The sequence below is a fragment of the Rhodanobacter aciditrophus genome, assembly GCF_050026795.1.
Classification (GTDB): Bacteria; Pseudomonadota; Gammaproteobacteria; order Xanthomonadales; family Rhodanobacteraceae; genus Rhodanobacter_A.
This window is the reverse complement of the sequence record NZ_JALBWP010000007.1, coordinates 252,041-274,821: the sequence shown is the minus strand read 5'-3', so window position 1 is coordinate 274,821 and position 22,781 is coordinate 252,041. Positions and strand designations below refer to the sequence as shown.

Sequence of the window (22,781 nt, the reverse complement as noted above, 5' to 3'; positions counted from 1 at the left end):
GGGGGGGGGTGGGGTTTGTGGGGTTTTTTGGGGTTTCGGCGGGGGGGGGGGGCCGGCGCGGGCGCGCCCTACCCCCGATACGTGTGGCGCCCCCGCCCCCCGCCGCGGGCGCGGGGGGGCGCGGGGGCGGGGGGGGGGGCCCCCCGGGCCCGGGGCCCGGGGCCCACGCCAGCCTACGCTTCGTAGAGCTCGATCGGCAGGCCGTCCGGGTCGGCGAAGAAGACGAAGCGCTTGCCGGTGTGTTCGTCCAAGCGCACCGCCTCGCAGGCCACCCCGCACGCCGCGAGCGCAGCCACCGCCGCGTCCACGTCGGCCACCACGAAGGCGAGATGGCGCAGTCCCTGCGCCTCCGGCCACGACGGGCGTGGCGGTGCATCGGGAAAGGAGAACAGCTCCAGCTGCACGCCGGGGCTGACCTCCAGGTCGCACTTCCACGAATCGCGCGCCTCGCGGTACACCTCGCGCACGATGCGCAGCCCCAGCACGCCGCTGTAGAACGCCTTCGAGCGCGGATAGTCCGAGCAGATCAGTGCGACGTGGTGGATGCCGCGCAGCAGGGGGGCGTCCACGCTCATGCCTCCGCGAAGGCGAACGCCAGCACGTCGGCAATCGCGTCGGTGCCGGCCAGGCACATCAGCAGCCGCTCGATGCCCAGCGCCACGCCCGCGCAGTCGGGCATCGCGTCGAGCACCGCGAGCAGCCGGTCGTCGAGCGGGATCTCGCGCTGGCCGCGTTCGCGGCGACGCGCGTTGTCGCGCTCGAAGCGCGCGCGCTGCTCCGCCGCGTCATTGAGCTCGTGGTAGCCGTTGGCCAGCTCGTAAGGGCCGAGGTACAGCTCGAAGCGCTCGGCCAGCGGCGGGTCGCCGGGGCGCACCTTCGCCAGCGCGCACTGGCTGGCCGGGTAGTCGTGGATCACCGTGATGCGGTCGCGCGGGAATGCCGGCTGCAGCCTGTGGGTGAGCAGCAGGTCCAGCCAGTCGTCGCGGGTGAGCCCTTCGGGCGCGATGCCCTGCCCGGCCAGCGGCGCGCGCAATGCGTCGATGGGCGCGTGCGCGGGATCGATGCCCAGTTCGTCGATGAACAGCTGGCGGTAGCCCTCGATCAGCACCTCGGCACGCCGGCCTGACATCGCCAGCGCCGCCTCCACCAGTTCGATGGCTTCATGCATCAGGCGGCGATGGTCCCAGCCCAGCCGGTACCACTCCAGCATGGCGAACTCGGGATTGTGCCGTCCGCCCGCCTCGCCGTTGCGGAACACCCGTCCCAGCTCGTAGCAGTCGCCCACGCCGGCGGCGAGCAGGCGCTTCAGCGGGTACTCCGGCGAGGTGCGCAGCCAGCGCTCGCGCGCGCCGGCATCGACATGGCCGCTGAAGCAGGTGCTGAAACTCTCGATGTTCGGCTCGGTGTTGCCGGCCGCCGAGAGGATCGGCGTTTCCACCTCGAGCAGCTTGCGTTCGGCGAAGAACGCGCGGATCAACGCGTAGAGGCGCGCGCGCAGCCGCAGCGCTTCGTGCCGGTTTGCGTCGTTCACTGCGCAACCCCGTGTGCGGCCAGCAACGCCAGCAACTGCGCCTCGTCCCACACCGGCACGCCGAGCTCGTTCGCCTTGTCGAGCTTGGAACCGGCCTCCGCGCCGGCCACCACGAAGCTGGTCTTCTTCGACACGCTGCCGGCGACCTTCGCGCCGAGGGCTTCGAGCTTTTCCTTCGCCTGGTCGCGGCTCATCGTTGGCAGCGTGCCGGTGAGCACCACGGTCTGGCCGTCCAGCGGCAGGCTGGCCGACCGCGCCGATCGCGGAATCGCGTCGAGCAGCCGCTGCATCGCCGCCTCGGCCTCGCGCAGCGCCGCGAGCCGCGAGGCGTCGGCCAGGTGCGCTTCGAGATTGATCGCCGCCGCCTGCGGCAGGCCGGCGGCGATCCAATGTGCCTGCCCCGCATCGAGCAGACGCTGCAGCGTGGGGTAGTGCCCGGCCAGCAGCGCCGTGCTCTTGGGGCCGAGCTTGTTGACGCCCGCCATGTCGAGCAGCACCGCCAGATCCAGGCGATCGCGCAGCTTCGGCGAAGGCTCGCCCTCGTCGCCGAAATGCACGCCCGCGGCGAGCAGCGCGTCGACCACCTTCTGGTTGCCACGCTGCGCGAAGAAGCCGGCGATGGACGCGGCCACCTCGCCGCCGATATCGGGCAGCGTGCGCAGCACCGGCGCCGGCACGCTGCGCACGAACTCCAGCCGGCCCAGCCAGGCGGCCAGCGTCTTCGCCGTGCTCTCGCCGATGTGCATGATGCCCAGCCCGAACAGGAAGCGCGCCAGCGTGGTGGACTTGCTGGCGGCAATGCCGTCGAGCAGGTTCTCCGCCCACCTGGTGGCCACCTTGCCCTGCTTCACCGTTTCCGGGGTGGTGCCGTCGCGCTCGTCGGCGCGGCGCTTCATCTCCAGGAAATCGTCCAGCGTGAGCTTGTAGAGGTCGGCCGGCGTGCGCACGTAGCCGAAATCCACCAGCGCATCGACGTAGCGTTCGCCGAGGCCGTCGATGTCCATCGCGCGGCGCGAGGCGAAGTGGATCAGCGCCTCCTTGCGCTGCGCGGCGCAGATGAGGCCGCCGGAGCAGCGATACGCCGCCTCGCCCTCCGCGCGCAGCAGCGCCGAGCCGCACACCGGGCAATGCATGGGCATCTTCCACGGCCGGGTATGCGGCGGACGCCGCTCGGGCACCACGCGTACCACTTCGGGGATCACGTCGCCGGCGCGGCGCACGATCACGCTGTCGCCCACCCGCACGTCCAGCCGCGCCACCTGGTCGGCGTTGTGCAGCGTGGCGTTGGTGACGGTGACGCCGGCCACCTGCACCGGCGCCAGCCGCGCCACTGGCGTGGCGGCACCGGTGCGGCCGATCTGGATCTCGATCGCCTCGACCGTGGTGGTCTGCTCCTGCGCGGGAAACTTGTGCGCGATGGCCCAGCGCGGCGCGCGCGCCACGAAGCCCATCGTGCGCTGCCCCTCGTAGTCGTCCAGCTTGTAGACCACGCCGTCGATGTCGTACGGCAGGCGGTCGCGCTTCGCACCGATGCGTTTGAAGTAGGCGATCAGCCCCGCGAAGCCGCGCGCCGTGCCCACCTCGGGCGACACCGGGAAGCCCCACTCGCGCAGCTGCTTCAGGGTGGCCGAGTGCGTGGACGGCAGCTCGCCGCCTTCGACCACGCCCACCGCGTAGGCGTAGAAGCTCAGCTTGCGCTTGGCGGTGATCGCCGGGTCCAGCTGGCGCAGGGAACCGGCCGCGCCGTTGCGCGGGTTGGCCAGCGTCTTCTCGCCGTGCGCACGGGCGTATGCGTTGAACGCCTCGAAATCCTTGCGCAGCATGACGACCTCGCCGCGCACCTCCAGCACGTCGGGCCAGCCCGTGCCGCGCAGCTTCAGGGGAATCGCGCGCACCGTGCGCAGGTTGGCGGTGACGTCCTCGCCGGTCTCGCCGTCGCCGCGGGTGGCGCCCTGCACGAAGCGGCCGTGCTCGTAGCGCAGGCTGATCGCCAGGCCGTCCAGCTTGGGCTCCACCGAGAACACCGGCGCGGAGCGGTGCAGCGTGTGCTCGATGCGCCGCTCGAACTCGGCCACCTCGTGGAAGCGCGTGCGCTCGTCACCGTCCTGCTCCCCATTGACTTGCTGCTCGAAGGCGTTGGACAGCGACAGCATCGGCATCGCATGGCGTACCTCGGCGAAGCCGCCGACGGCACGCGCGCCCACCTTGCGGGTGGGCGAATCCGGCGTGGCCAGCTCGGGGTGCGCCGCCTCCAGCGCCTCCAGCTCGCGCAGCAGGCGGTCGTACTCGGCGTCGGAGATCTCCGGGTCGTCGAGCACGTGGTAGCGGTAGTTGGCCTGCTCGATGCGCTCGCGCAGGTCGGCGGCACGGGTCTTGCTGTCGGCGGAAACGGGGGATGCGCTCATGCGCGCAGTTTAGCGAGCCGCGCGTCGCGACGGACCGCCGAAGTAAGCAAGCCGAAAGCCGGCGCGGCTAGGCTGACCCACAGGCGGCCATGTCTCCGGGCCGCAAGGGAGGCATTCCATGCGCACGACACGTTTTGCGTTGCTGCTGCTCGCCTTCATGCTGTCCGCCCCTGCCCTCGCCGGCGGCGGACCGCTCGGCATCGACCACCGCCTGCATTACGACAACAGCGGCATCTGGAAGCGCAGCAACCAGACCACGCTGATGTACGGCACCATCCTCGCCGTGGGCGGCGGCGCACTCGCGCTCGGCGACCAGGACAAGCTGGGCGACACGTTCTGGCGCTCGGTGGACGCGATGGTGGTGTCCGGCCTCGGCGCGCAGGCGCTGAAGTACACGTTCCAGCGCGAGCGCCCCTCGCAGACCTCCGACCCGAACCGCTTCTTCAAGGGCGTGCACGCGCAGAGCTTCCCCAGCGGCGAGGTGACCGCGGTCACCGCTGCAGTGACGCCCTTCATCCTGAACTACGGCCACGACCACCCCGCGGTCTATGCGCTGGCGCTGCTGCCGGCCTACGATGCGGTGGCGCGCATGAAGACGCGCGGCCACTGGCAGACCGACGTGCTGGCCGGCGCCGCGCTGGGTGCGGGCGTGGGCATCTGGGCTGCGCACCGGAACTCGCCGCTGATCATCGGCTGGCTGCCGGGCGGCTTCCAGGTCGGCTTCGTGCACCACTTCAAGCCCTAGGCGGACTGCCCGACGGTTCCTCCGGAACGGGTCTGGAGCGAAGGCACCCGCTCAATGGTGCAGGTGCCCCGCCGCCTCCGGCTGGTGCTCCACCGACAGCACGGTGAGGCGACGCTTGCGGCCGTCCGGCGTGGGCCAGTCAATGTGCTTGCCCTTGGCCAGACCCAGCAAGGCACTCCCCACCGGCGCCAGGATCGACACCGTACCGGGCTTGCCTGCCGCATTCGGGTAGACCAGGGTCATCGTCAGCGGCACGCCGCCTTCCTCGTCGGTGAAGCGAACGGTGGAATTCATCGTCACCACGTTGCCCGGCATTTCCGCGGGCTCCAGCACCGTTGCGCGATCCAGCTCCTCGCGCAGCGCGGCATGGGCCGCGGCCTGCGCCGGCGGCATGCGATCCAGCAAGGCCTCGATGCGCTCCAGATCGAGACGGGAAATGGTGACGGCGGGTTTGCGGCTCATGGTCCTTGTCCTGTCGCGAGCGATGCAGGTCGCGCAAAAACATGCGCCGGAGCGATGGGCACCCCGGCGCACGCTGGTCTTGGTTGTCTCGCGCCCACGATCTGGGGGCGGCGATCGATGAAACAAGGCTGACTTTGCGCAGGGCCCCGCGGGAAGCAAGCTGTCACAGCAGCTATCATTCGCGCAATGCCCCCGCACGCCGCCGAGCCCCTCCCACCCGCCGATGCCTCCGCAGCATCGAGTGCGGCCGAAGCGGAGCCCGCGATCTCCTCGCGCCAGCGTTTCCGCGGCCTGCTGTGGCTGGTGGCGGCGGCGTTCTTCATGCAGGCGCTGGACTCCACCGTGGTCAACACCGCGGTGCCGGCAATGGCCGATGCGCTCAGGGAGACGCCGCTGGGCATGCGCAGCGCGCTGACCAGCTACGTGCTGACGCTGGCCGTGCTGATCCCGGCCAGCCCCTGGCTGTGCGACCGCTTCGGCACGCGCCGCGTGTTCGGTGCCGCCATCGTGCTGTTCGGCGTGGGTTCGCTGCTGTGCGGCCTGTCGCAGTCGCTGCCCCAACTGGTGGCCGCGCGCGTGCTGCAGGGCGTGGGCGGCGCCGCGCTGATGCCGGTGGGCCGCTACGTGCTGGTGCGCAGCATCGACAGGCACGAATTCGTGCGCGCGATGAGCACCGTGGCCACCTTCGGCCTGCTCGGCTCGGTGCTGGGCCCGCTGCTGGGCGGCGCGCTGGTGGAATACACCTCGTGGCGGCTGATCTTCCTGATCAACGTGCCGGTGGCGATCGCCGGCGTGTGGATGAACCGGCGCGACATGCCCGAATACCGGCTGGAACACGCCCATCGTTTCGACCTGGCCGGTTTCGTGCTGTTCGCTGCCGCTTCCGCGCTGCTGCTCACCGCCTCGGAACTGGCCGGCGCCGACCCGGTGCCCTGGACGGAGATGGCCAGTTGCGGCGGCATCGCCCTGCTGCTCGGCGTGACCTACGTCTGGCACAGCCGGCGCACCGCGCACCCGGTGGCGGATCTGGCCCTGCTGCGCGTGCGCAGCGTGTGGGTGTCGCTCGCCGGCGGCCTGTCCACCCGGCTCGGCATCTCCGGCATGTTCCTGCTGCTGGTGCTGTTCCTGCAGGTGGGCTGCGGCTGGTCGCCACTGGCGGCGGGCCTGATGATGGTGCCGCAGGCGCTCGGCTCGATCGCCGCGAAGTGGGTGATCAACCGCGCACTGGTGCATTTCGGCTACCGCCGCCTGCTGCTGGGCAACACCATGATCGTGGCGCTGCTGCTGGCCGCGTTCGCGCTGTTCGGCCCGGGCACCCCGGCGTGGCTGATCTCGCTGCTCACGTTCGGCTACGGCTGCTTCACCGGCCTGCAGTACACCACCATGAACACGCTGATCTACAACGACCTGGACATCCGGCACGCCTCGATGGCCTCGTCGATGGCCTCCACCGTGCAGTACCTGGCGATGAGCTTCGGCATCGCGCTGTCCACCCTGCTGATGCAGGCGCTGCTGCGCGGCCACACGCCGGAGGATTTCGTGGTCGCGTTCCGCTGGACGGTGCTGCTGCTGGCCCTGGTCACCGCCGCGGCGAGCCGCGTGTTCGGACACCTGCGCCCCGACCGACCTGCCGCGGCGCTGCCGGCCGCGCCCTGAGCGCCACCACGCGCGCAGCGGCATGTAGCATGCTGGCTTCGCCCCCGCCCGGACGCGCCGCATGCACCACGCCAGCGACATCCTGCTCACCCTGTTCATCGTGTTCGTCGCCGCGCAGGTCGGCGGCGAGGTCGCGCAGCGTCTGAGGCTGCCCGGCGTGGTGGGCGAGATCGCCGCCGGCTGCGTGGTCGGCCCTTCCCTGCTGGGCTGGATCACGCCGGAGCAGGTCGCCACCGGCACGCCGCTGGACGTGCTGGCCGAGGTCGGCGTGGTGCTGCTGCTGTTCTCGGTGGGGCTGGAAACGCGGCTGGAGGACCTGAAGAAGGTCGGCAAGGCGGCCTTCCTGGTCGGCGTGATCGGCGTGGTGGTGCCGTTCGCCATGGGCGCGCTGTGGGCGCACGGCCGCGGCTTCAGCTGGGACAAGTCGATGTTCGTGGCCGCCGCCTTCGTGGCCACCTCGGCCGGCATCACCGCGCGCGTGCTGCAGGAGCTGGGCGCGCTGCAGCGAGTGGAGAGCAAGGTGATCCTGGGCGCCGCGGTGATCGACGACATCCTCGCCATGCTGCTGCTCGGCGTGGTGGTGTCGCTGCAGGGCGGCGAAGGCTTCAAGCCCGGCCACCTGCTGGTGGTGCTGGGCGAGGCGGTGGGTTTCATCGCGGTGATCGGCTGGGGCGGCGCGCGGGTGATGCGCTGGAACTCCAGCTGGCTGGACAAGCCGCGCCACACGCAGTCGCCACTGCTGATCGCGCTCGCGCTGTGCCTGGGCCTGGCCTACGTCTCCACCCTGTTCGGCCTCGCCGCGATCATCGGCGCGTTCCTCGCCGGCATGATCGCCTCGGAGACCCGCCAGCAGCACACGCTGGAGCAGCAGACCCAGCCGCTGCTGACCCTGCTCACACCGTTCTTCTTCGTGATCACCGGCAGCAAGATCGACCTGCACGAACTGGCCGGCGCCGACGCGCTGTGGATGCTGCTGGTGGTCACCGCGATCGCGATCGTCTCCAAGCTGGTCGGCGGCGGCCTGGGCGCGCTGTCGCTGGGCCGGCGCGGCGCCACCATCGTGGGCTTCGGCATGGTGCCGCGCGGCGAGGTGGGCGTGGTGATCGCCAGCCTCGGCCTCGCCGCCGGCGTGTTCAGCAACCGCGTCTACGCAATCATCGTGGCGATGTCCCTGCTCACCGCGATGGTCACGCCGCCGGTGCTGGCATGGCTGTTGCGGCGCTCGCCGGAGGGTACCCCGCCGGCCGGGTGACGGCATAAACGAATCCTTGCCATTGCGCGCTCCTACACTGGCGCACCGGCACACCACCCAAGGAGGCTCCCCATGAACACCCATCCCCTGTTCTCGCTCGCCCTGGCCGCCGTGCTCGGCCTCGCCGGCACCGGCGCCGCCGCCGCGCAAAGCGGCAGCGGCGTGCTGGTGCGCTCCGACGGCATCTACCTGCGCTGCGACCAGTGCGGCACCGTGCAGCGCGTGGAGCACAACGTCAGCCAGGGCAGCGGCCACGGCACCGCCGGCGCGGTGATCGGCGCGATCGCCGGCGGCGTGCTCGGCAACCAGGTCGGCAAGGGCAGCGGCCGCACGCTCGCCACCGTGGGCGGCGCCGTGGGCGGTGGGTTCGCCGGCCACGCGATCGGCAACAAGACGGGCAGCAGCGACAGCTGGACCGTGCGCATCAAGATGGGCAACGGCAGCATCCAGAACGTGCAGGTGAAGGACGCCAGCGCCATCCGCGAAGGCGACATGGTGCAGGTGGACGCGAACGGCAACATCATGCGCATCCAGTAAGGCTCGCCGGAAGGCGGAAAGACAAAACGCCCCGCGAGGGGCGTTTTGTCTGGGCGGCCCGGCTACCCGCCGGTCCCGGCGAGCCCGGTCCGTTCTCGGTCGGGCGGCGGTCAGAAGTTGGCCGTCACCCGCGCGTACCAGAACGCGCCGTTGAAACCGAACGGCGAGGTGAGCGCGTATTTGACGCCTAGGAACTGCAGGGTGGCGTTCTGCTCCTTGCCCGGGTAGGTATCGAAGACGTTGTTGCCGCCGACGGCCACCGAGAAGGTGTCGTTGAACTTGTAGCGCGCCTCCAGGTCGAGCAGCGTCTTGCCGCTGTAGTGGTTCACGTCGTCCGGCGGATTGTTGCTGCCGAACAGGCCGACCGTGGTGCTCCAGCCGCCGTAGCGGTTGACCCGCGCGATGGCGTCGAACCGGTGCAGCCCGTAGTCGAAGCTGAGCACGGCCCGGCTCCTCGGCACCTGGTGCTCGAGGTCGTACACGAAATCGTTGTTGAGCGTGTCCGGCTTGACCTTCACCACGTCCTGCTTGTTGCGGTTGTAGCGGAGATCGACGTTGAGCGTGCCGGCACCCAGCTGGTGCCGCGTGTCCAGCACGAAGTCGAAGCCGCGGACATGCGAGCCGAATGCGTTGCCGAAATAGCTGGCGTCGCTGCCGAGCAGCAGCTGCGCGTTCGGGTAGCCCTCGGCGGCGAGCTGGTCGACGGTGGCCTGGGTCACGCTCTTGCTGACCAGGCCGATGCGGTTGTCGATCCGGATCAGGTAGTAGTCCAGCGTCGTCGTGACGTTGTCGGTCGGCGTCCACACAGCGCCAACGGAGAGGTTCTTCGACGTCTCCGTCTTCAGCGGCGCCGAACCCAGCGCGCGCGCCACCGGATTGTTCACCGGATAGGTGCCGCTGGGGACCAGGCCGCCCTGGGCGTTTGCCGTGGTGGTGACGTTGAGCGTGTTGGCCTGGCCCGGAGTGGGCGTGCGGAAGCCGGTGTTGTAGGTGCCGCGCAGCGCAAACGCATCGGTGAACGCGTAGCGGCTGGACAGCTTGTACACCACCTTGGAGCCGTAGCCGTTCGCGTGCTCGTAACGCACCGCCGCGGCGCCCGACCACTTGTCGGTGAGGTTCGTCTCGGCGTCGAAGTAGGCGGAGTCGCTGTTCTGCGTGAAGCGTCCCGCCGCGTTGGCCGGAAAGCCCTGGAACGCGTCCGAGCCCACGCCGAATACCGCCGCGGTCGGCCCCACCTCGATCGAGGCGGCGTCGCCCTGGTGGATGATGTAGGTCTCCTGGCGCCACTGCGCGCCGAAGGCGAGCGTGAGCGGCGAGTTGTCGAACGAGCGGACGAAGTCCGCGCCGGCGCCCTGTTCGCGCTGGGTCAGCTTGCCGGGATGGAAACTGGTGGGCGAGAGGTTGCCCAGGCTGGGGTTGATCGAGCCCTGCAGCCGGTAGTCGACCTCGTTGCTGCCGTTGCGGTAGTGCACGTCCCACTGCAGGTTGCCCTCGCCGCCGCCGCGCACGCCGCCCACCAGCTGGTGGTCGGCGATGTCGGCGCCGAACAGCGGGCTGTAGCCGCCGGGGAACTGCTTGTAGATCGGGTTGAGCAGCACCCAGCCGCTCGGGCTGGCGGCGTCGGCCGTGAGGTAGTTCGCCGGGTTGCCGCCGCCGGCGGTGATGCTGTCCACCAGCGACTGCGGCGCGTTCGCCGGCGTCAGCGTGCCGTTGGCGTAGCTCACCAGCGTGGAGCGGCCGCTGATGCCGTACTGCGCCGGCAGCACCGGGTTGCGGTAGAAAAAGCTGGACAGCACCTTCTTGTCCATGAAGTCGCCGTAGCCGTAAAGCTGCACGTCGCCGGCCAGCGGCAGGCCCGCGTTCACGAACAGCTTGTTCGCCCTGGTCTGCGGATCGCCCCAGCGCTGGCCGAGGCCGTCGTACGGCACCTGGTTCGCGCCCACCACCGCCGCCACGGCCGCCGCGCCGCCCTGCGGCACGCCGCGCGAGGTGGGGTCGGTGGTCTCGCGTTCGGCGCTCACGTGCACGAAGCCGTCGGCACCGAGCGGGAAGCCCGCGTCGGCGTCGTAGCGCCGCAGGTCGCCGTCGCCCTTGCCGTATTCGCCCCACTCCGCACTGACCGTCGCGCCCTTGGGTGCCTTCTTGAGGATGACGTTGACCACCCCGGCGATCGCGTCCGAGCCGTACAGCACCGAGGCGCCGTCGCGCAGCACCTCGACGCGCTCGATCGCGTTGGACGGAAACACCGAGAAGTCGACTGCCTGCGCGCCCTGGTTGAAGGTGCCGAGCGGATCGATCTGCAGGTTGACCAGCGCCGAACGGTGGAAGCGCACCCCGTCGACCAGCACCAGCGTCTGGTCCGGCGACAGGTTGCGCAGCGACACCGGCCGCACGAACGCCGTGCCGTCGGCGATCGGAAAACGCTGCGTGGTCAGCGACGGCACGATGCCGGTCAGCGAATCGGTCAGGTCCGCCGACGGCTGGTTCGCGATCTGGGCGCCGCTGAACGCATCGATCGGCGAAACCGATTCGGTGGGCGACAGGCCGGCCCGGTGCGTACCGGTCACCACCACCTCCTGCAGGTTGGTGGTCGTCTTGGTCTTGGATGCGTTGTTCTTCCCCTGCGCCTGGGCCGTCTGGCCGCTGGCCGCCTGCCCGCCGTCCGCCGCGGCCGGATCCTGCGCCTGCGCGGACCACGCCACCAGCGCCGCTGCGGCCAGCGCCGCCCGGACCGCGCGCACGAGCACCACGTTGACACCTCGTTGCTTAGGCATCTGCACTCCCCTCATTTGGCCCCGTATCCCCCTGCGACCGAACCTACTCCGCCGCCCACCGAGAAAAAAAGAGACGCGGCAGGATTGCGTGCGCGGGGTCACTGCGTTGGCGAAGGCTTGGCCAAGGGGGCGCCGTGGGGTGGTTGTTGAATCCGCAGGTCGTGCGAGGGCGACAGCCAGTGCGGCTGCGATGGCTGGACCGTGCGTCAGGTCCGCTTGCGTCTTGACGATGGCGGAGAGAGTGGGATTCGAACCCACGGAAGGTTTGACCCTTCGCCGGTTTTCAAGACCGGTGCCTTAAACCGCTCGGCCATCTCTCCGTATTCAATCGTCACGGGCGCTTTGCGCGCCCTCTTCGCCAATTTGACTCGGGGCTTCCCGCCCCTCGCCCTTCGGGCCAGCGGCTGTGCCGCTGTTCGCTCGGGCATCCTGCCTCCGCGAGCAAGACCGGTGCCTTAAACCGCTCGGCCATCTCTCCGTATTCAGTCGTCACGGGCGCTTTGCGCGCCCTCTTCGCCGGTTTGACTCGGGGCTTCCCGCCCCTCGTCCTTCGGGCCAGCGGCTGCGCCGCTGTTCGCTCCGGCGTCGGCAAGCGATGACTGCTGCCTTGGAACACTCGGCCTTCACCTGCCGGACGGACTCGAAAACCGACCGTTGCCGCAGCAGGCGTGCATCGTATCAGCTCTGCCCCGTGCCCCGCCCCGTGCGGCCCTTGCGCGACAGCGCGAACAGCGCCCAGATCATGATCGCAACCGGTATCAGCGCGCCGAGCAGCGGCAGCAGCACGGCGGGATGGCGGATCGACATCGGCACCAGCTGGGTGGCGGTGGCGTAGGCGACGATGCCGATGCGCAGGGCGCGGCGGCGGCGGGCGATCCACGGGCTGGCGAGGATCAGCAGCAGCGCGATGCTGCCCAGCAAGAGGTCGGGCGCAGGCACCGACCACACGGTGGCGAAGCCGAGGCGGGTGAGGATCACCGAGCCGAGCACCGCCAGCAGGAACCAGCTGGTCCAGTACTCGACCTTGTCCCAACCGCGCCCGGCAGGGGTGTTCACGCGATGCGCTCCTGCCCGCCCATGTACGGGCGCAGCGCCTCGGGCACGGTGATCGAGCCGTCGGCGTTCTGGTAGTTCTCCATCACCGCCACCAGGGTGCGGCCCACGGCGAGGCCGGAGCCATTGAGCGTGTGCGCCAGTTCGGGCTTGCCGGTGTCCGGGTTGCGCCAGCGCGCCTGCATGCGGCGGGCCTGGAAGTCACCGCAATTGGAGCAGGAGGAAATTTCGCGGTAAGTGCGCTGGCTGGGCAGCCACACTTCGAGGTCGTAGGTCTTGATCGCGGCGAAGCCCATGTCGCCGGTGCACAGCAGCACCTTGCGGTACGGCAGGCCGAGCCGCTGCAGCACCTTCTCGGCGTGGCCGACCATCTCCTCCAGCTGCGCGTGCGACTGGCCGGGCGCGGCGATCTGCACCATCTCCACCTTCTCGAACTGGTGCTGGCGGATCATGCCGCGCGTGTCGCGGCCGTAGCTGCCGGCCTCGGCGCGGAAGCACATGGAGTGCGCGGTGAGCCGCATCGGCAGCTGGTCGGCCTCGACGATGGTGTCCGCCACGAGGTTGGTGAGCGCCACCTCGGCGGTGGGGATCAGGTAGCGCTTGCTGTCGCCCACCAGCGTGCTGAACAGGTCTTCCTCGAACTTCGGCAGCTGGCCGGTGCCCTGCATGGTCTCGGCGTTCACCAGCAGCGGCACGTTGCACTCGAGGTAGCCGTGCTCGCCGGTGTGCAGGTTGAGCATGAACTGCGCGAGCGCGCGATGCAGCCGCGCCAGCTGGCCGCGCAGCACGGTGAAGCGCGCGCCGGAAAGCTTCGCGCCGGCGTCGGCATCCAGCCAGCCGTGGCGGGCGCCGAGGTCGACGTGATCCTTCACCTCGAAGTCGAACGCACGAGGCGTGCCCCAGCGCGACTGCTCGGCGTTGTCGGTCTCGTCCTTGCCCGGCGGCACGGACTCGTGCGGGATGTTCGGGATGCCCAGCGCGATGCCGGCGAGCTTCGCCTGCGCCTCGGCCAGCGCGGCCTCGTTGGCCTTGAGCCTGTCGCCGAGGCCGGCGACCTCGGCCATCAGCGGCGCGGTGTCCTCTCCCCTGGCCTTGGCCTGGCCGATCGCCTTGGAGCGGGTGTTGCGCAGGTTCTGCAGGTCCTGCGTCTCGGTGGCGAGGCGCTTGCGCTCGGCTTCCAGCGCCTCGACGGCGGCCACGTCGAGCTCGAAGCCGCGGGTTTCCTTGAGGCGCGCTGCGGTTTCGGCGAGGCGCGAACGCAACAGGGCGGGATCGAGCATGAGGTGTGTCCGGAAAGCGGTCGAAGGCCCGGATTATCGCCGCCGCGCGTGACGAGTGGCAACGCGACGCAAGCCGGCTTGCTCCCCTCTCCCGGGGAGAGGGGTTCACTAGGACTTGCCTCCGCGCGCCTTGCGACGCGCTTCGCGCAGCGCCAGCAGCTTGTCGCGCAACTGCAGCTCCAGCCCGCGCTCCACCGGCTCGTAGAACACGGTGCCGTCCAGCGCGTCGGGCAGGCACTGCTGGTCGAGCGCGATGCCGCCTTCGGCGTCGTGGTCGTACTGGTAGCCCTTGCCGTAACCGAGACCCTTCATCAGTTTCGTCGGCGCGTTGCGCAGGTGCATCGGCACGTCCAGCGTGCCCGCCTCGCGTACCGCGTCGCGGGCCCGGTTCCAGGCCATGTAGGCGGCGTTGCTCTTCGGCGCCACTGCCAGCCAGATCGCCAGCTGGGCCAGGCCCAGCTCGCCCTCGGGGCTGCCCAGGCGCTCGTAGGTGTCCCAGGCATCCAGCGCCATGCGCCACGCGCGCGGCTCGGCCAGGCCCACGTCCTCCACCGCCATGCGGGTCATGCGGCGCGCCAGGTAGCGCGGGTCGCAGCCGCCGTCGAGCATGCGCGCCAGCCAGTACACGGCGGCATCGGGGTCGGAGGAGCGCACGGATTTGTGCAACGCCGAGATCTGGTCGTAGAACTGCTCGCCCTGCTTGTCGAAGCGGCGCGTGCGGTCGGCCAGCACCTGCTCCAGCGTGGCCTGGTCGATGCGCCCGCCTTCGGCCAGCTCGGCAGCGATCTCCAGCAGGGTGAGCGCACGGCGCACGTCGCCGTCGGCGGCCTGGGCGATCAGCTGCAGCGAGGCGTCGTCCACCTGCAGCTGCTGCGCGCCGAGCCCGCGTTCGGCATCGGCGAGCGCGCGCCTCAGCGCGGCCACGATGTCGTCCGCCGACACCGCCTCCAGCACGTGCACGCGGCAGCGAGAGAGCAGCGCGGAATTCAGCTCGAACGACGGGTTCTCGGTGGTGGCGCCCACGAACAGGATCACGCCGCGCTCGATGTGCGGCAGGAAGGCGTCCTGCTGCGCCTTGTTGAAGCGGTGTACCTCGTCCACGAACAGCACGGTGCGCCGCCCCTGGGCGAAGTTCGCCTCGGCCTCGGCCAGCGCCTTGCGTACCTCGGGCAGGCCGGAGAGCACGGCCGAGATCGCCTTGAAGTCGGCGTCGGCGTACTGCGCCACCAGCAGGGCCAGCGTGGTCTTGCCGCAGCCGGGCGGCCCCCACAGCACCATGGAATGCAGCCGGCCCGCCTCCAGCGCGCGGCGCAGGGCGCGGTCGGGCGCTACCAGCCGGCGCTGGCCGACGATCTCGTCCAGGTTGCGGGGACGCATGCGCTCGGCCAGCGGTTTCAGCGCATCGGGTTCGGCAAACAGGGAGGCGGACGGCTGGAAAGGGGTGCGGGGCATGCCCGCCATGATACGGCGGCAGGCACCGGCCCGCCCCGGGGAAGAACCCCGCCAGCTATCATGTGGCAGGGAACAGCGCACGATGCAAGGAGCCGCGCATGTCCGGGGGAAGCCACTGCCGTCGTGACCCGCGCCGCCATCGCCGAAAGCGTGGCGGTCGGCCGGAGGCGTGGGCGTGAGGCGGGGATCCGGCCAGGGGGCGGTCCTGCTCGTCTTGCTGATGCTGCTGCCCTGGCCCGGCCTGCGCGCGGCCAGCATCCCCGATCCCTGGCGGCCGCTGGAACGGCAGTGGTTCGACAACGTGGGCATGGCCGAAGGCCTGCCGCACTCCATCACCACCGCGCTGGCGCAGGACCGCGACGGCCTGCTCTGGATCGGCACCATGGGCGGCCTGGTGCGCTACGACGGTTACCGCGTGCAGGTCTTCGAGCTGGCCGACGCCGCGGCCGCCGGCCTGCCCGACACCTATGTGCGCAGCCTGCTGGCGTTGCCGGATGGCGGCCTGCTGGTGGGCACCAATGCGGGCGGGCTGGCGCGCTTCGACCCGCAGAGCGGACGCTTCCGCAGCTACCCGGTCGGCCCGGGCGGCACCAGCAACCGCAAGATCTACGCCCTCGCGCCGGACGGCGAACGCGGCGTGTGGATCGCCACCGACAGCGGGCTGGACCACCTCGACCTGGGCAGCAACCGCATCGAGACGGTGGCCACCGGGCCACAGACCGCCCCGCGCGACTTCACCGTGTACCAGGACCGCGCCGGCAACCTGTGGCTGGGCAACGACAAGGGCCTGTTCGTGCGTTACGCGGGCAGCAGGGATTTCGTGCGCCCGGCGCATCCCGCGGGCGTGGTCGACCAGGTGCTGCACGACGAGATCTGGGCCGTGCGCGAAGACGCCGAGGGCCGGCTGTGGGTGGGCAGCGTGCAGATGGGGGCGGTCTACCGCGAAGCCGACGGCCGCTGGCGCACGGTCCCCGGCTTCAGCGGCTACGCCGGTGCGGCACGGCAGGCGACCGTGCGCGACTTCCTGGAAGTGGCGCCGGACCGCATGTGGATCGCCACCGACGGCGACGGCATCGTCGCCTACACCGCGGGCGACGCCGGCACGCGCGTGTTCGACCACGATACCTCGCTGCCCTCCTCGCTGCCCGGCAACTCCGTGCGCGCACTGCTGCTGGGACGGGCCGACAACGTCTGGGCCGCCACCGACCTCGGCGCGGCGCGCAGCAACGCCAGGCCCGAGGTCGCGTTCTCCATGGTGCCCTCGGCGGACGTCGCGCACTCGCTCGCCAACCCCAACGTGCGCGGCATCCACGTCGATGCGCGCGGCCGGGTCTGGCTGGGCATGGCGGCGGGCGAGATCGACGTCGTCGACCCGGCCGCCGCCACCGTGCGCCACCTGCAGCTGACCGGCAGGCAGCTGCGCCGCGACGTGCAGACCCTCGCCGAGGCGCCGGACGGCTCCATCTGGGTCGGCACGCAGGGCCTGGCGCGGATCGATCCCGACACGCTGACCGTGCGCGAGGCGATCCTGCCTGCGCTGGGCGACAGCCCGGTGCTGAGCCTGCTGCGCATGGGAACGTACATGCTGATCGGCACCTACAACGGCGTGTACCGCTACGACACGCGCAACGGCCAGCTGGTGCACTTCCGCCACGTCGCGGGCCAGCCCGACAGCCTGGCCAACGACACCGTGCGGCAGATCGTGCGCGTCGGCAAGGCGGTCTGGTACGCCACCAACAATGGCATCAGCATCGCGCGCGATCCGCTGCAGACCGACGGCTTCATCAACCTGTCGCAGCGCGACGGCGACCCCGCCAGCCTGCCGCAGAACCTGGTCGATTCCCTCGCCGTCGACACGCGCGGCCGCGTGTGGGCGGGCACGCTGGGCGGCCTCGCCATGCTGCCGAACGGCAACGCGCCGCCCTACCGATTCCAGCGGTTCGGCACCGCCGCGGGGCTGGCCAGCGACAAGATCACTGCCCTGCTGTCCGATGGTGCCGGCAACCTCTGGGTAAGCACCTCCAACGGCATCTCCGTGGTAGACGGCCGCACGCTGCACATACGCAACCTCGGCGTCCGCGACGGCCAGCGCATCTCCAGCTACATCTACGCCGCCGCCGCGCGCATGCCCGACGGCACGCTGCTGTTCGGCGGCCTCGGCGGCCTTACCGTGGTCCGGCCACGGTGGCACGCGCCTGCCGAACCGCAGGTGCCGCTGCGCATCACCAACGCGGTGGTGAACGGGCACCCGCTGCCATTCGGCCGCCTGCCCGGCGACCACGGCGCGCTGGCGCTGTCTGCGCACGAGCGCAGCCTGCGCGTCGACTTCTCCCTGCTCGACTATCAGGGATCGCAGGAGACCGCCTACAGCTACCGCATGGATGGCTTCGACGACAGCTGGATCGAGGTGCCCAAGGGCGGCACGCCCAGCGCGATCTATACCAACCTGCCGCACGGCAATTACGTGCTGCACCTGCGGGCCGTGCCACGCGGTCTGCATGCGCGCATGGCCGAGAGCACGCTGGCGGTCAGCGTGGCGCCGCTGTGGTACGAGACCCTGTGGGCGCGCCTGCTGGCAGTCGTGCTGCTGCTGGCGCTGGTCGTGCTGCTGGTGCAGCTGCGCACGATCTACCTGCGCCGCCGCGCCGCGCAGCTGCAGGCGCAGATCGACGAACACACCCGCGAACTGCGCGCGGCCAACCGGCGCCTCGATCTGCTGGCCGGCACCGACGAGCTGACCGGCGTCTGCAACCGCCGCCGCTTCCTCGAACTGGCCGAAGGCGTGCGCCGTGGCGCTGCCACGGCACCGGCCTGCATCGCCCTGCTGGACCTGGACCGCTTCAAGCGCGTCAACGACGAACACGGTCACCTTGCCGGCGACGAGGTGCTGCGCTCCACCGCCGGCATCATCTGCCAGCAATTGCGCACCGGCGACCTGATCGGCCGCTATGGCGGCGAGGAACTGGTGCTCTGCCTGCCGAACAACTCCGGCGAGCAGGCGATGGCGATCGCCGAACGGATCCGCCAGTCGGTCCGCGGTGCGCGCATCTGGCACGAGGGCCGCGCCATCGCCATCACGGTGAGCATCGGCGTGGCCGAACTCCGCCCCGGCGAGAGCATGACCTCGTGGCTGTCGCGCGCCGACGCCGCGCTGTACGGATCCAAGCACCGCGGCCGCGACTGCTGCACGCTGGCCGGCTGAGGAGCTGGCGCCCGGCCTGCACCGGCGCGGTCACCCGCTGTCGCGGGCCGCTTGCAGCGCCCGCTGGCGATACAGGCCGTAACCGAGGCCGCAGGCCCCGGTGAGCGTCGCGGGAATCAGCAGGCTACGCTCGTGCAGCGCATGGAAGAACAGTGCGCCCGCGGCGCTGCCCAGCGCGAAGCTGGTCGCCACCAGCGCGCAGACGCGCAACCGCAGCCGGTCCACCGGCAAGCCGCGCAGCAGGTGGCCGAGGTAGATGCCGAGGTCGGTGAGGATACCGGTGACGTGCGTGGTGCGGATCACCGCGCCGCTGTAGGCGCTGACCATGCCGTTCTGCAACCCCATGCCGACCGACGCGAGATACAGGCCCGCCGGATTCGCAGCGTCGAGCAGCGGCACGGCGGCGAACAGCAGCGCCGACTCCAGCACCAGGGCCACGCCGTAGCGCCGCCCGAGCTTCAGCGTGCTCTGCTGCACGATCATGCCGCTCAGCATGTTGCCGAACACGAAAGCCGCGATGGCCAGCACCCAGTGCACGGTCTCGCCGCCGTCGCCCTGGCCGAGCGCGATGCCGAGCAGGCTGGTGTTGCCGGTCATGTTGCTGATGGACTCGTGCCGGAAGCCGAGGTAGCCCACCGCGTTGACCAGGCCGGCGATGAACGCGAGCACGGCCGTGCCGAACCATGCCCAGCGCGGCAATTGACGGAGTACTGGCATCGGGGTTTTGCCGTGCTCAGTTCTTCAACGGCTGCACTTGCAGCACCGGTGCGTCGCCGATCACGTCGGCGCCCTTGGGCGGCACGAAGGTGAACACCGACGGCGGGATCTCCACGTTGCGCTTCCAGTTCGAGAAGCGGATGTCGGTGGTGGAACCGAGCTGGTCCCGGAAGCTCATGCGCGCCAGGCCGTTCGCGTCGAAGCCGAGGTCGGCCCAGGCGAACTGCGGGTCCTTCGCGGTGGAAGTGAGGCGCAGCCAGGCCAGGCCGTCGCGCTCGCCCCGCTCGGTGACCGTGAACTCGCGGTCCATCTGCTTCAGGTCGGTGAGCACGGTGAGCGGGCTGTGCGCCTCCTCGCTCGACTGGATGCGCACGGTGACCTGCTCCAGCTCGGGGTCGTACATCCACACGCGGCTGCCGTCGGCCACGATGGTCTGCTTGTACGGCGCGAGGGTTTCCCAGCGGAACTGCCGCGGCGCCTGCAGCGCAAGCGTGCCGCTGCTGGTCTTGCCGGCGTTGCCGTTCGGGTCGACCAGGGTCTGGGTGAAGCTGCCGGTGAGCGAGTGCAGGCCGCTGGCGAAAGCATCCAGGCGCGCGCGCGCGGCGCCGGTGGCGGCCTGGGCAGCGGTGCCCAGCGACAGCAGCGCGAACGCGGCCAGGGCAAGCTTGAAACGGTTCATCGGATTCCCCGCGGCATGGCGATGGTCGCCATTGTCGCCGCTGCAGGCTTAACCCGCACCCTCATTCCGCGACGGGCAGGCACAGCGTCTCCTTGACTTCTTCCATCACGATGTAGCTCTTGGATTCGCGCACGTGCGGCAGGGTCAGCAGGGTGCTGCCGAGCAGCTTGCGGTAGGAGGCCATTTCGCTGATGCGCGCCTTGATCAGGTAGTCGAAATCGCCGGAGACGAGGTGGCACTCGAGCACGTTGGGCAGGCGCAGCGCGGCGCGGCGGAACTCCTCGAAGATGTCGCCGGACTTGTAGGCCAGGCTGATCTCCACGAACACCAGCAACCCCGCCTTGACGTGCTGCGGATCGAGCCGGGCGTAGTAGCCGGTGATCACCCGCTCGCGCTCGAGCCGGCGCACGCGCTCGGTGCACGGCGTGGTGGACAGGCCGACACGCTCGCCCAGCTCGGTGAAGGAAATGCGCCCTTCCTGCTGCAGGATCCTCAGGATTTTCCGGTCGATCTTGTCCAGCTCGCGCTGACGGGAAGGCATGGCACCCTGGCTCCGGCGGGTCGAAACGGTGAAATATCCCGCAATGATGATCCAATCCAGTGAAAACCTCCAATTGACGGGAAATATACTGTGCGATTCATCCACTGCGCGGCGCTTGGCGCAGGGAATGTGGCCAGGAGGAAACGATGCGGATTCTGATGCTCGGCAGCGGCGTGATCGGCGTGACCAACGCGTGGTACCTGCGCCAGGCCGGACACGAGGTGACGGTGCTGGACCGGGAGACCGGCCCGGCGCTGGAGACCAGTTTCGCCAACGCCGGACAGCTGTCGTTTGGCTACACCTCGCCGTGGGCCGCCCCGGGCGTGCCGCTGAAGGCGATCAAGTGGCTGTTCGCCGCGCACGCGCCGCTGTCGATCCGCCCCACCGCGAGCCCCGACCAGTACCGCTGGCTGTGGCAGATGCTGCGCAACTGCAACGCCTCCCGCTATGCCGTCAACAAGGCGCGCATGGTGCGCCTGTCCGACTACAGCCGCGACTGCATCAACGAGCTCAGCCAGGCCACCGGCATCGACTACGAAGGACGCCGGCTCGGTACCACGCAACTGTTCCGCACCCAGCAGCAGCTCGACGCGGCGGCCCACGACATCGAGGTGCTGCGCGAGTACGGCGTGCCCTACGAGGTGCTGGACCGCGCCGGCATCGTCAAAGCCGAACCGGCGCTGGCGGCCACGGTCGACAGGCTGGTCGGCGCGCTGCGCCTGCCGATGGACCAGACCGGCGACTGCCAGCTGTTCACCCGCAGGCTGGCGGCGCTGGCCGCCGATGCCGGCGTCGAGTTCCGCTACGGCGAGGAGGTGGAAGGCCTGCAGCGCGACGGCGACCGCATCGCCGGCGTGCGCATCGGCGGGCGCCTGGAAAGCGCCGACGCCTACGTGGTCGCGCTGGGCAGCTACTCGCCGCGGCTGCTCGCGCCGCTGGGCCTGCGCCTGCCGGTCTATCCGCTCAAGGGCTATTCGCTGACCGTGCCGATCACCGACCCGGAGCGCGCACCCACCTCCACCATCCTCGACGAGAGCTACAAGGTCGCGGTGACCCGCTTCGACGACCGCATCCGCGTCGGCGGCATGGCCGAGGTGGTCGGCTACGATCTGTCGCTGAATCCGCGGCGCCGCGCCACCCTGGAAAAGGTGGTCAACGACCTCTACCCGCACGGCGGCGACCTCGCCAGGGCCACGTTCTGGACCGGCCTGCGCCCGGCCACGCCGGACGGCACGCCGGTGGTGGGCGCCACGCCGTACCGCAACCTCTACCTCAACACCGGCCACGGCACGCTGGGCTGGACCATGGCCGCCGGCTCGGGCCGCTACCTCACCGACCTGATCGCCGGCCGGCAGCCGGCCATCGACACCGAAGGACTGGACATCTTCCGCTACCTCGGCCGGGCGGGACGGCACTGATGCGTCCGGCCCGGGCCCTGATCGACCTCGACGCGCTGCGCCACAACTACCGGCTGGCGAAGAGGATGGGCGGCGGCAAGGCGCTGGCGATCGTCAAGGCCGATGCCTACGGCCACGGCGCGGTCGCCTGCGCGCGCGCGCTGGAAGCGGAAGCCGACGGCTTCGGCGTGGCCTGCATCGAGGAGGCGCTGGAGCTGCGCCAGGCCGGCATCGCCGCGCCGATCCTGCTGATGGAGGGCTGCTTCGACGCCGACGAGTTGCCGCTGGTCGTGGAGCACGGCCTGTGGACGGCGGTCGCCTCGCCGGAGCAGCTCGAAGCCGTGCTCGCCTTCGAGACCCGTGCCACGCTGCACCTGTGGCTGATGCTGGACAGCGGCATGCACCGGCTCGGCCTGTCGCCGGAGGACTTCCGCGCCGCGCACGCCCGCCTCTCGGCGCTGCCGCATGTCGCGCCGCTGGTGCTGATGAGCCACCTCGCGCGCGCGGACGAACTGGACAGCGCACGCACGCTGGAACAGCTGGAAAACTTCCGCCGCGCCACCGCCGGCCTCGCCGGCGAGACCAGCCTGTGCAACTCGGCGGCCGCGCTGGGCTGGCCGCAACTGCGCAACGACTGGGCGCGCCCGGGCCTGATGCTGTACGGCGCCGATCCCTTGCACGGGCAACCCCACGAGCACACCGACGAATTGTGCCCGGTGATGACGCTGCAGTCGCAGGTGTTCCTGGTGCGCGAGATCGGCGTGGGCGAACCGGTGGGCTACGGCGCGCGCTTCGTCGCCCGGCGCCCCACCCGTGTCGGCGTGGTGGCGATGGGCTACGCCGACGGCTACCCGCAGTTCGCCCCCAACGGCACGCCGGTGCTGATCGACGGACAGCCCGGGCAGACGATCGGCCGCGTGTCGATGGACATGCTCACGGTCGACCTCACCGACCACCCGCAGGCGGGCGTCGGCAGCCTGGTGCAGCTGTGGGGCGACGTGCCGGGGGTCTCGGCGCTGGCGCCGCTCTGCAACACCAGCTCCTACCGGTTGCTGTGTGCGCTGAAGCGCGTGCCGCGCCGCTACCTCGGGGCGTGAC

18 protein-coding genes and 1 tRNA gene are annotated in these 22,781 nt (G+C 70.5%); 7 read left to right on the top strand and 12 right to left on the bottom strand.

What is annotated here, in order from left to right; all coding sequences use genetic code 11:
* Positions 1-173: 173 nt before the first annotated feature.
* From gloA2 to ligA, 3 genes are read right to left on the bottom strand one after another with little or no spacing between them, the layout of a single operon-like run.
* Positions 174-575, bottom strand: coding sequence for an SMU1112c/YaeR family gloxylase I-like metalloprotein (gene gloA2, locus ACQGNW_RS01820; protein WP_426661347.1), 402 nt, complete (start codon positions 573-575; stop codon positions 174-176).
* Positions 572-1,531, bottom strand: coding sequence for an EF-P lysine aminoacylase EpmA (gene epmA / locus ACQGNW_RS01815; RefSeq protein ID WP_426661346.1), 960 nt, complete (start codon positions 1,529-1,531; stop codon positions 572-574). Before epmA ends, gloA2 begins: the two co-directional genes overlap by 4 nt.
* Positions 1,528-3,936, bottom strand: a complete 2,409-nt coding sequence (gene ligA, locus ACQGNW_RS01810) for an NAD-dependent DNA ligase LigA (protein ID WP_426661345.1) — start codon at positions 3,934-3,936, stop codon at positions 1,528-1,530. The genes epmA and ligA overlap by 4 nt, the downstream gene beginning before the upstream one ends.
* Before the next feature lie 118 nt (positions 3,937-4,054).
* Here ligA and ACQGNW_RS01805 point away from each other — a divergent pair, with 118 nt between their 5' ends.
* Complete coding sequence (locus tag ACQGNW_RS01805; RefSeq protein ID WP_426661344.1) at positions 4,055-4,681, top strand: phosphatase PAP2 family protein; 627 nt, start codon at positions 4,055-4,057, stop codon at positions 4,679-4,681.
* Positions 4,682-4,732: 51 nt separating this feature from the next.
* Here ACQGNW_RS01805 and rnk read toward each other — a convergent pair whose 3' ends face one another.
* The gene (gene rnk, locus ACQGNW_RS01800) at positions 4,733-5,143 is read right to left on the bottom strand and encodes a nucleoside diphosphate kinase regulator (RefSeq protein ID WP_426661343.1); all 411 of its coding nucleotides are present in this window, start codon (positions 5,141-5,143) and stop codon (positions 4,733-4,735) included.
* A gap of 186 nt (positions 5,144-5,329) precedes the next feature.
* Between rnk and ACQGNW_RS01795 the strand changes: the two genes are divergently transcribed.
* The 3 genes from ACQGNW_RS01795 (at position 5,330) to ACQGNW_RS01785 (ending at position 8,588) form a co-directional block, all read left to right on the top strand.
* Positions 5,330-6,799, top strand: a complete 1,470-nt coding sequence (locus ACQGNW_RS01795) for an MFS transporter (RefSeq protein ID WP_426661342.1) — start codon at positions 5,330-5,332, stop codon at positions 6,797-6,799.
* Between the two features lie 61 nt (positions 6,800-6,860).
* Positions 6,861-8,051, top strand: coding sequence for a cation:proton antiporter (locus ACQGNW_RS01790; RefSeq protein WP_426661341.1), 1,191 nt, complete (start codon positions 6,861-6,863; stop codon positions 8,049-8,051).
* A gap of 72 nt (positions 8,052-8,123) precedes the next feature.
* Complete coding sequence (locus ACQGNW_RS01785; RefSeq protein WP_426661340.1) at positions 8,124-8,588, top strand: glycine zipper 2TM domain-containing protein; 465 nt, start codon at positions 8,124-8,126, stop codon at positions 8,586-8,588.
* 110 nt (positions 8,589-8,698) lie between these two features.
* Here ACQGNW_RS01785 and ACQGNW_RS01780 read toward each other — a convergent pair whose 3' ends face one another.
* From ACQGNW_RS01780 to ACQGNW_RS01760, 5 genes are all read right to left on the bottom strand, one after another.
* The gene (locus ACQGNW_RS01780; protein WP_426661339.1) at positions 8,699-11,362 is read right to left on the bottom strand and encodes a TonB-dependent receptor plug domain-containing protein; all 2,664 of its coding nucleotides are present in this window, start codon (positions 11,360-11,362) and stop codon (positions 8,699-8,701) included.
* 230 nt (positions 11,363-11,592) lie between these two features.
* A tRNA-Ser gene (locus ACQGNW_RS01775) sits at positions 11,593-11,682 on the bottom strand.
* Positions 11,683-12,040: 358 nt separating this feature from the next.
* Entirely contained in the window at positions 12,041-12,418 is a 378-nt protein-coding gene (locus ACQGNW_RS01770; RefSeq protein ID WP_426661338.1) for an LrgA, read from the bottom strand.
* Positions 12,415-13,695 (bottom strand): serine--tRNA ligase, encoded by a 1,281-nt coding sequence (gene serS / locus ACQGNW_RS01765; RefSeq protein ID WP_426661337.1) that lies wholly within the window; start codon positions 13,693-13,695, stop codon positions 12,415-12,417. The genes ACQGNW_RS01770 and serS overlap by 4 nt, the downstream gene beginning before the upstream one ends.
* A gap of 108 nt (positions 13,696-13,803) precedes the next feature.
* Positions 13,804-15,147: a replication-associated recombination protein A gene (locus ACQGNW_RS01760; RefSeq protein ID WP_426661336.1), complete on the bottom strand. Its 1,344-nt coding sequence runs from the start codon at positions 15,145-15,147 to the stop codon at positions 13,804-13,806.
* 175 nt (positions 15,148-15,322) lie between these two features.
* Here ACQGNW_RS01760 and ACQGNW_RS01755 point away from each other — a divergent pair, with 175 nt between their 5' ends.
* On the top strand, positions 15,323-18,349 hold the full coding sequence (locus tag ACQGNW_RS01755; protein WP_426661335.1) for a ligand-binding sensor domain-containing diguanylate cyclase: 3,027 nt from the start codon (positions 15,323-15,325) through the stop codon (positions 18,347-18,349).
* A gap of 30 nt (positions 18,350-18,379) precedes the next feature.
* Here ACQGNW_RS01755 and ACQGNW_RS01750 read toward each other — a convergent pair whose 3' ends face one another.
* From ACQGNW_RS01750 to ACQGNW_RS01740, 3 genes are all read right to left on the bottom strand, one after another.
* Positions 18,380-19,066 carry a YoaK family protein gene (locus tag ACQGNW_RS01750; protein ID WP_426661334.1) on the bottom strand — a complete coding sequence of 229 codons (687 nt, stop codon included), beginning with the start codon at positions 19,064-19,066 and terminating at the stop codon, positions 18,380-18,382.
* A 16-nt stretch (positions 19,067-19,082) separates the two neighbouring features.
* Positions 19,083-19,745 carry an outer membrane lipoprotein periplasmic chaperone LolA gene (gene lolA, locus ACQGNW_RS01745; protein ID WP_426661333.1) on the bottom strand — a complete coding sequence of 221 codons (663 nt, stop codon included), beginning with the start codon at positions 19,743-19,745 and terminating at the stop codon, positions 19,083-19,085.
* A gap of 61 nt (positions 19,746-19,806) precedes the next feature.
* Positions 19,807-20,286 carry an AsnC family transcriptional regulator gene (locus ACQGNW_RS01740; RefSeq protein ID WP_426661332.1) on the bottom strand — a complete coding sequence of 160 codons (480 nt, stop codon included), beginning with the start codon at positions 20,284-20,286 and terminating at the stop codon, positions 19,807-19,809.
* Between the two features lie 146 nt (positions 20,287-20,432).
* Here ACQGNW_RS01740 and ACQGNW_RS01735 point away from each other — a divergent pair, with 146 nt between their 5' ends.
* Positions 20,433-21,704, top strand: a complete 1,272-nt coding sequence (locus ACQGNW_RS01735; RefSeq protein WP_426661331.1) for a D-amino acid dehydrogenase — start codon at positions 20,433-20,435, stop codon at positions 21,702-21,704.
* Positions 21,704-22,780, top strand: coding sequence for an alanine racemase (alr, locus tag ACQGNW_RS01730; protein WP_426661330.1), 1,077 nt, complete (start codon positions 21,704-21,706; stop codon positions 22,778-22,780). The genes ACQGNW_RS01735 and alr overlap by 1 nt, the downstream gene beginning before the upstream one ends.
* Position 22,781: the final 1 nt, after the last annotated feature.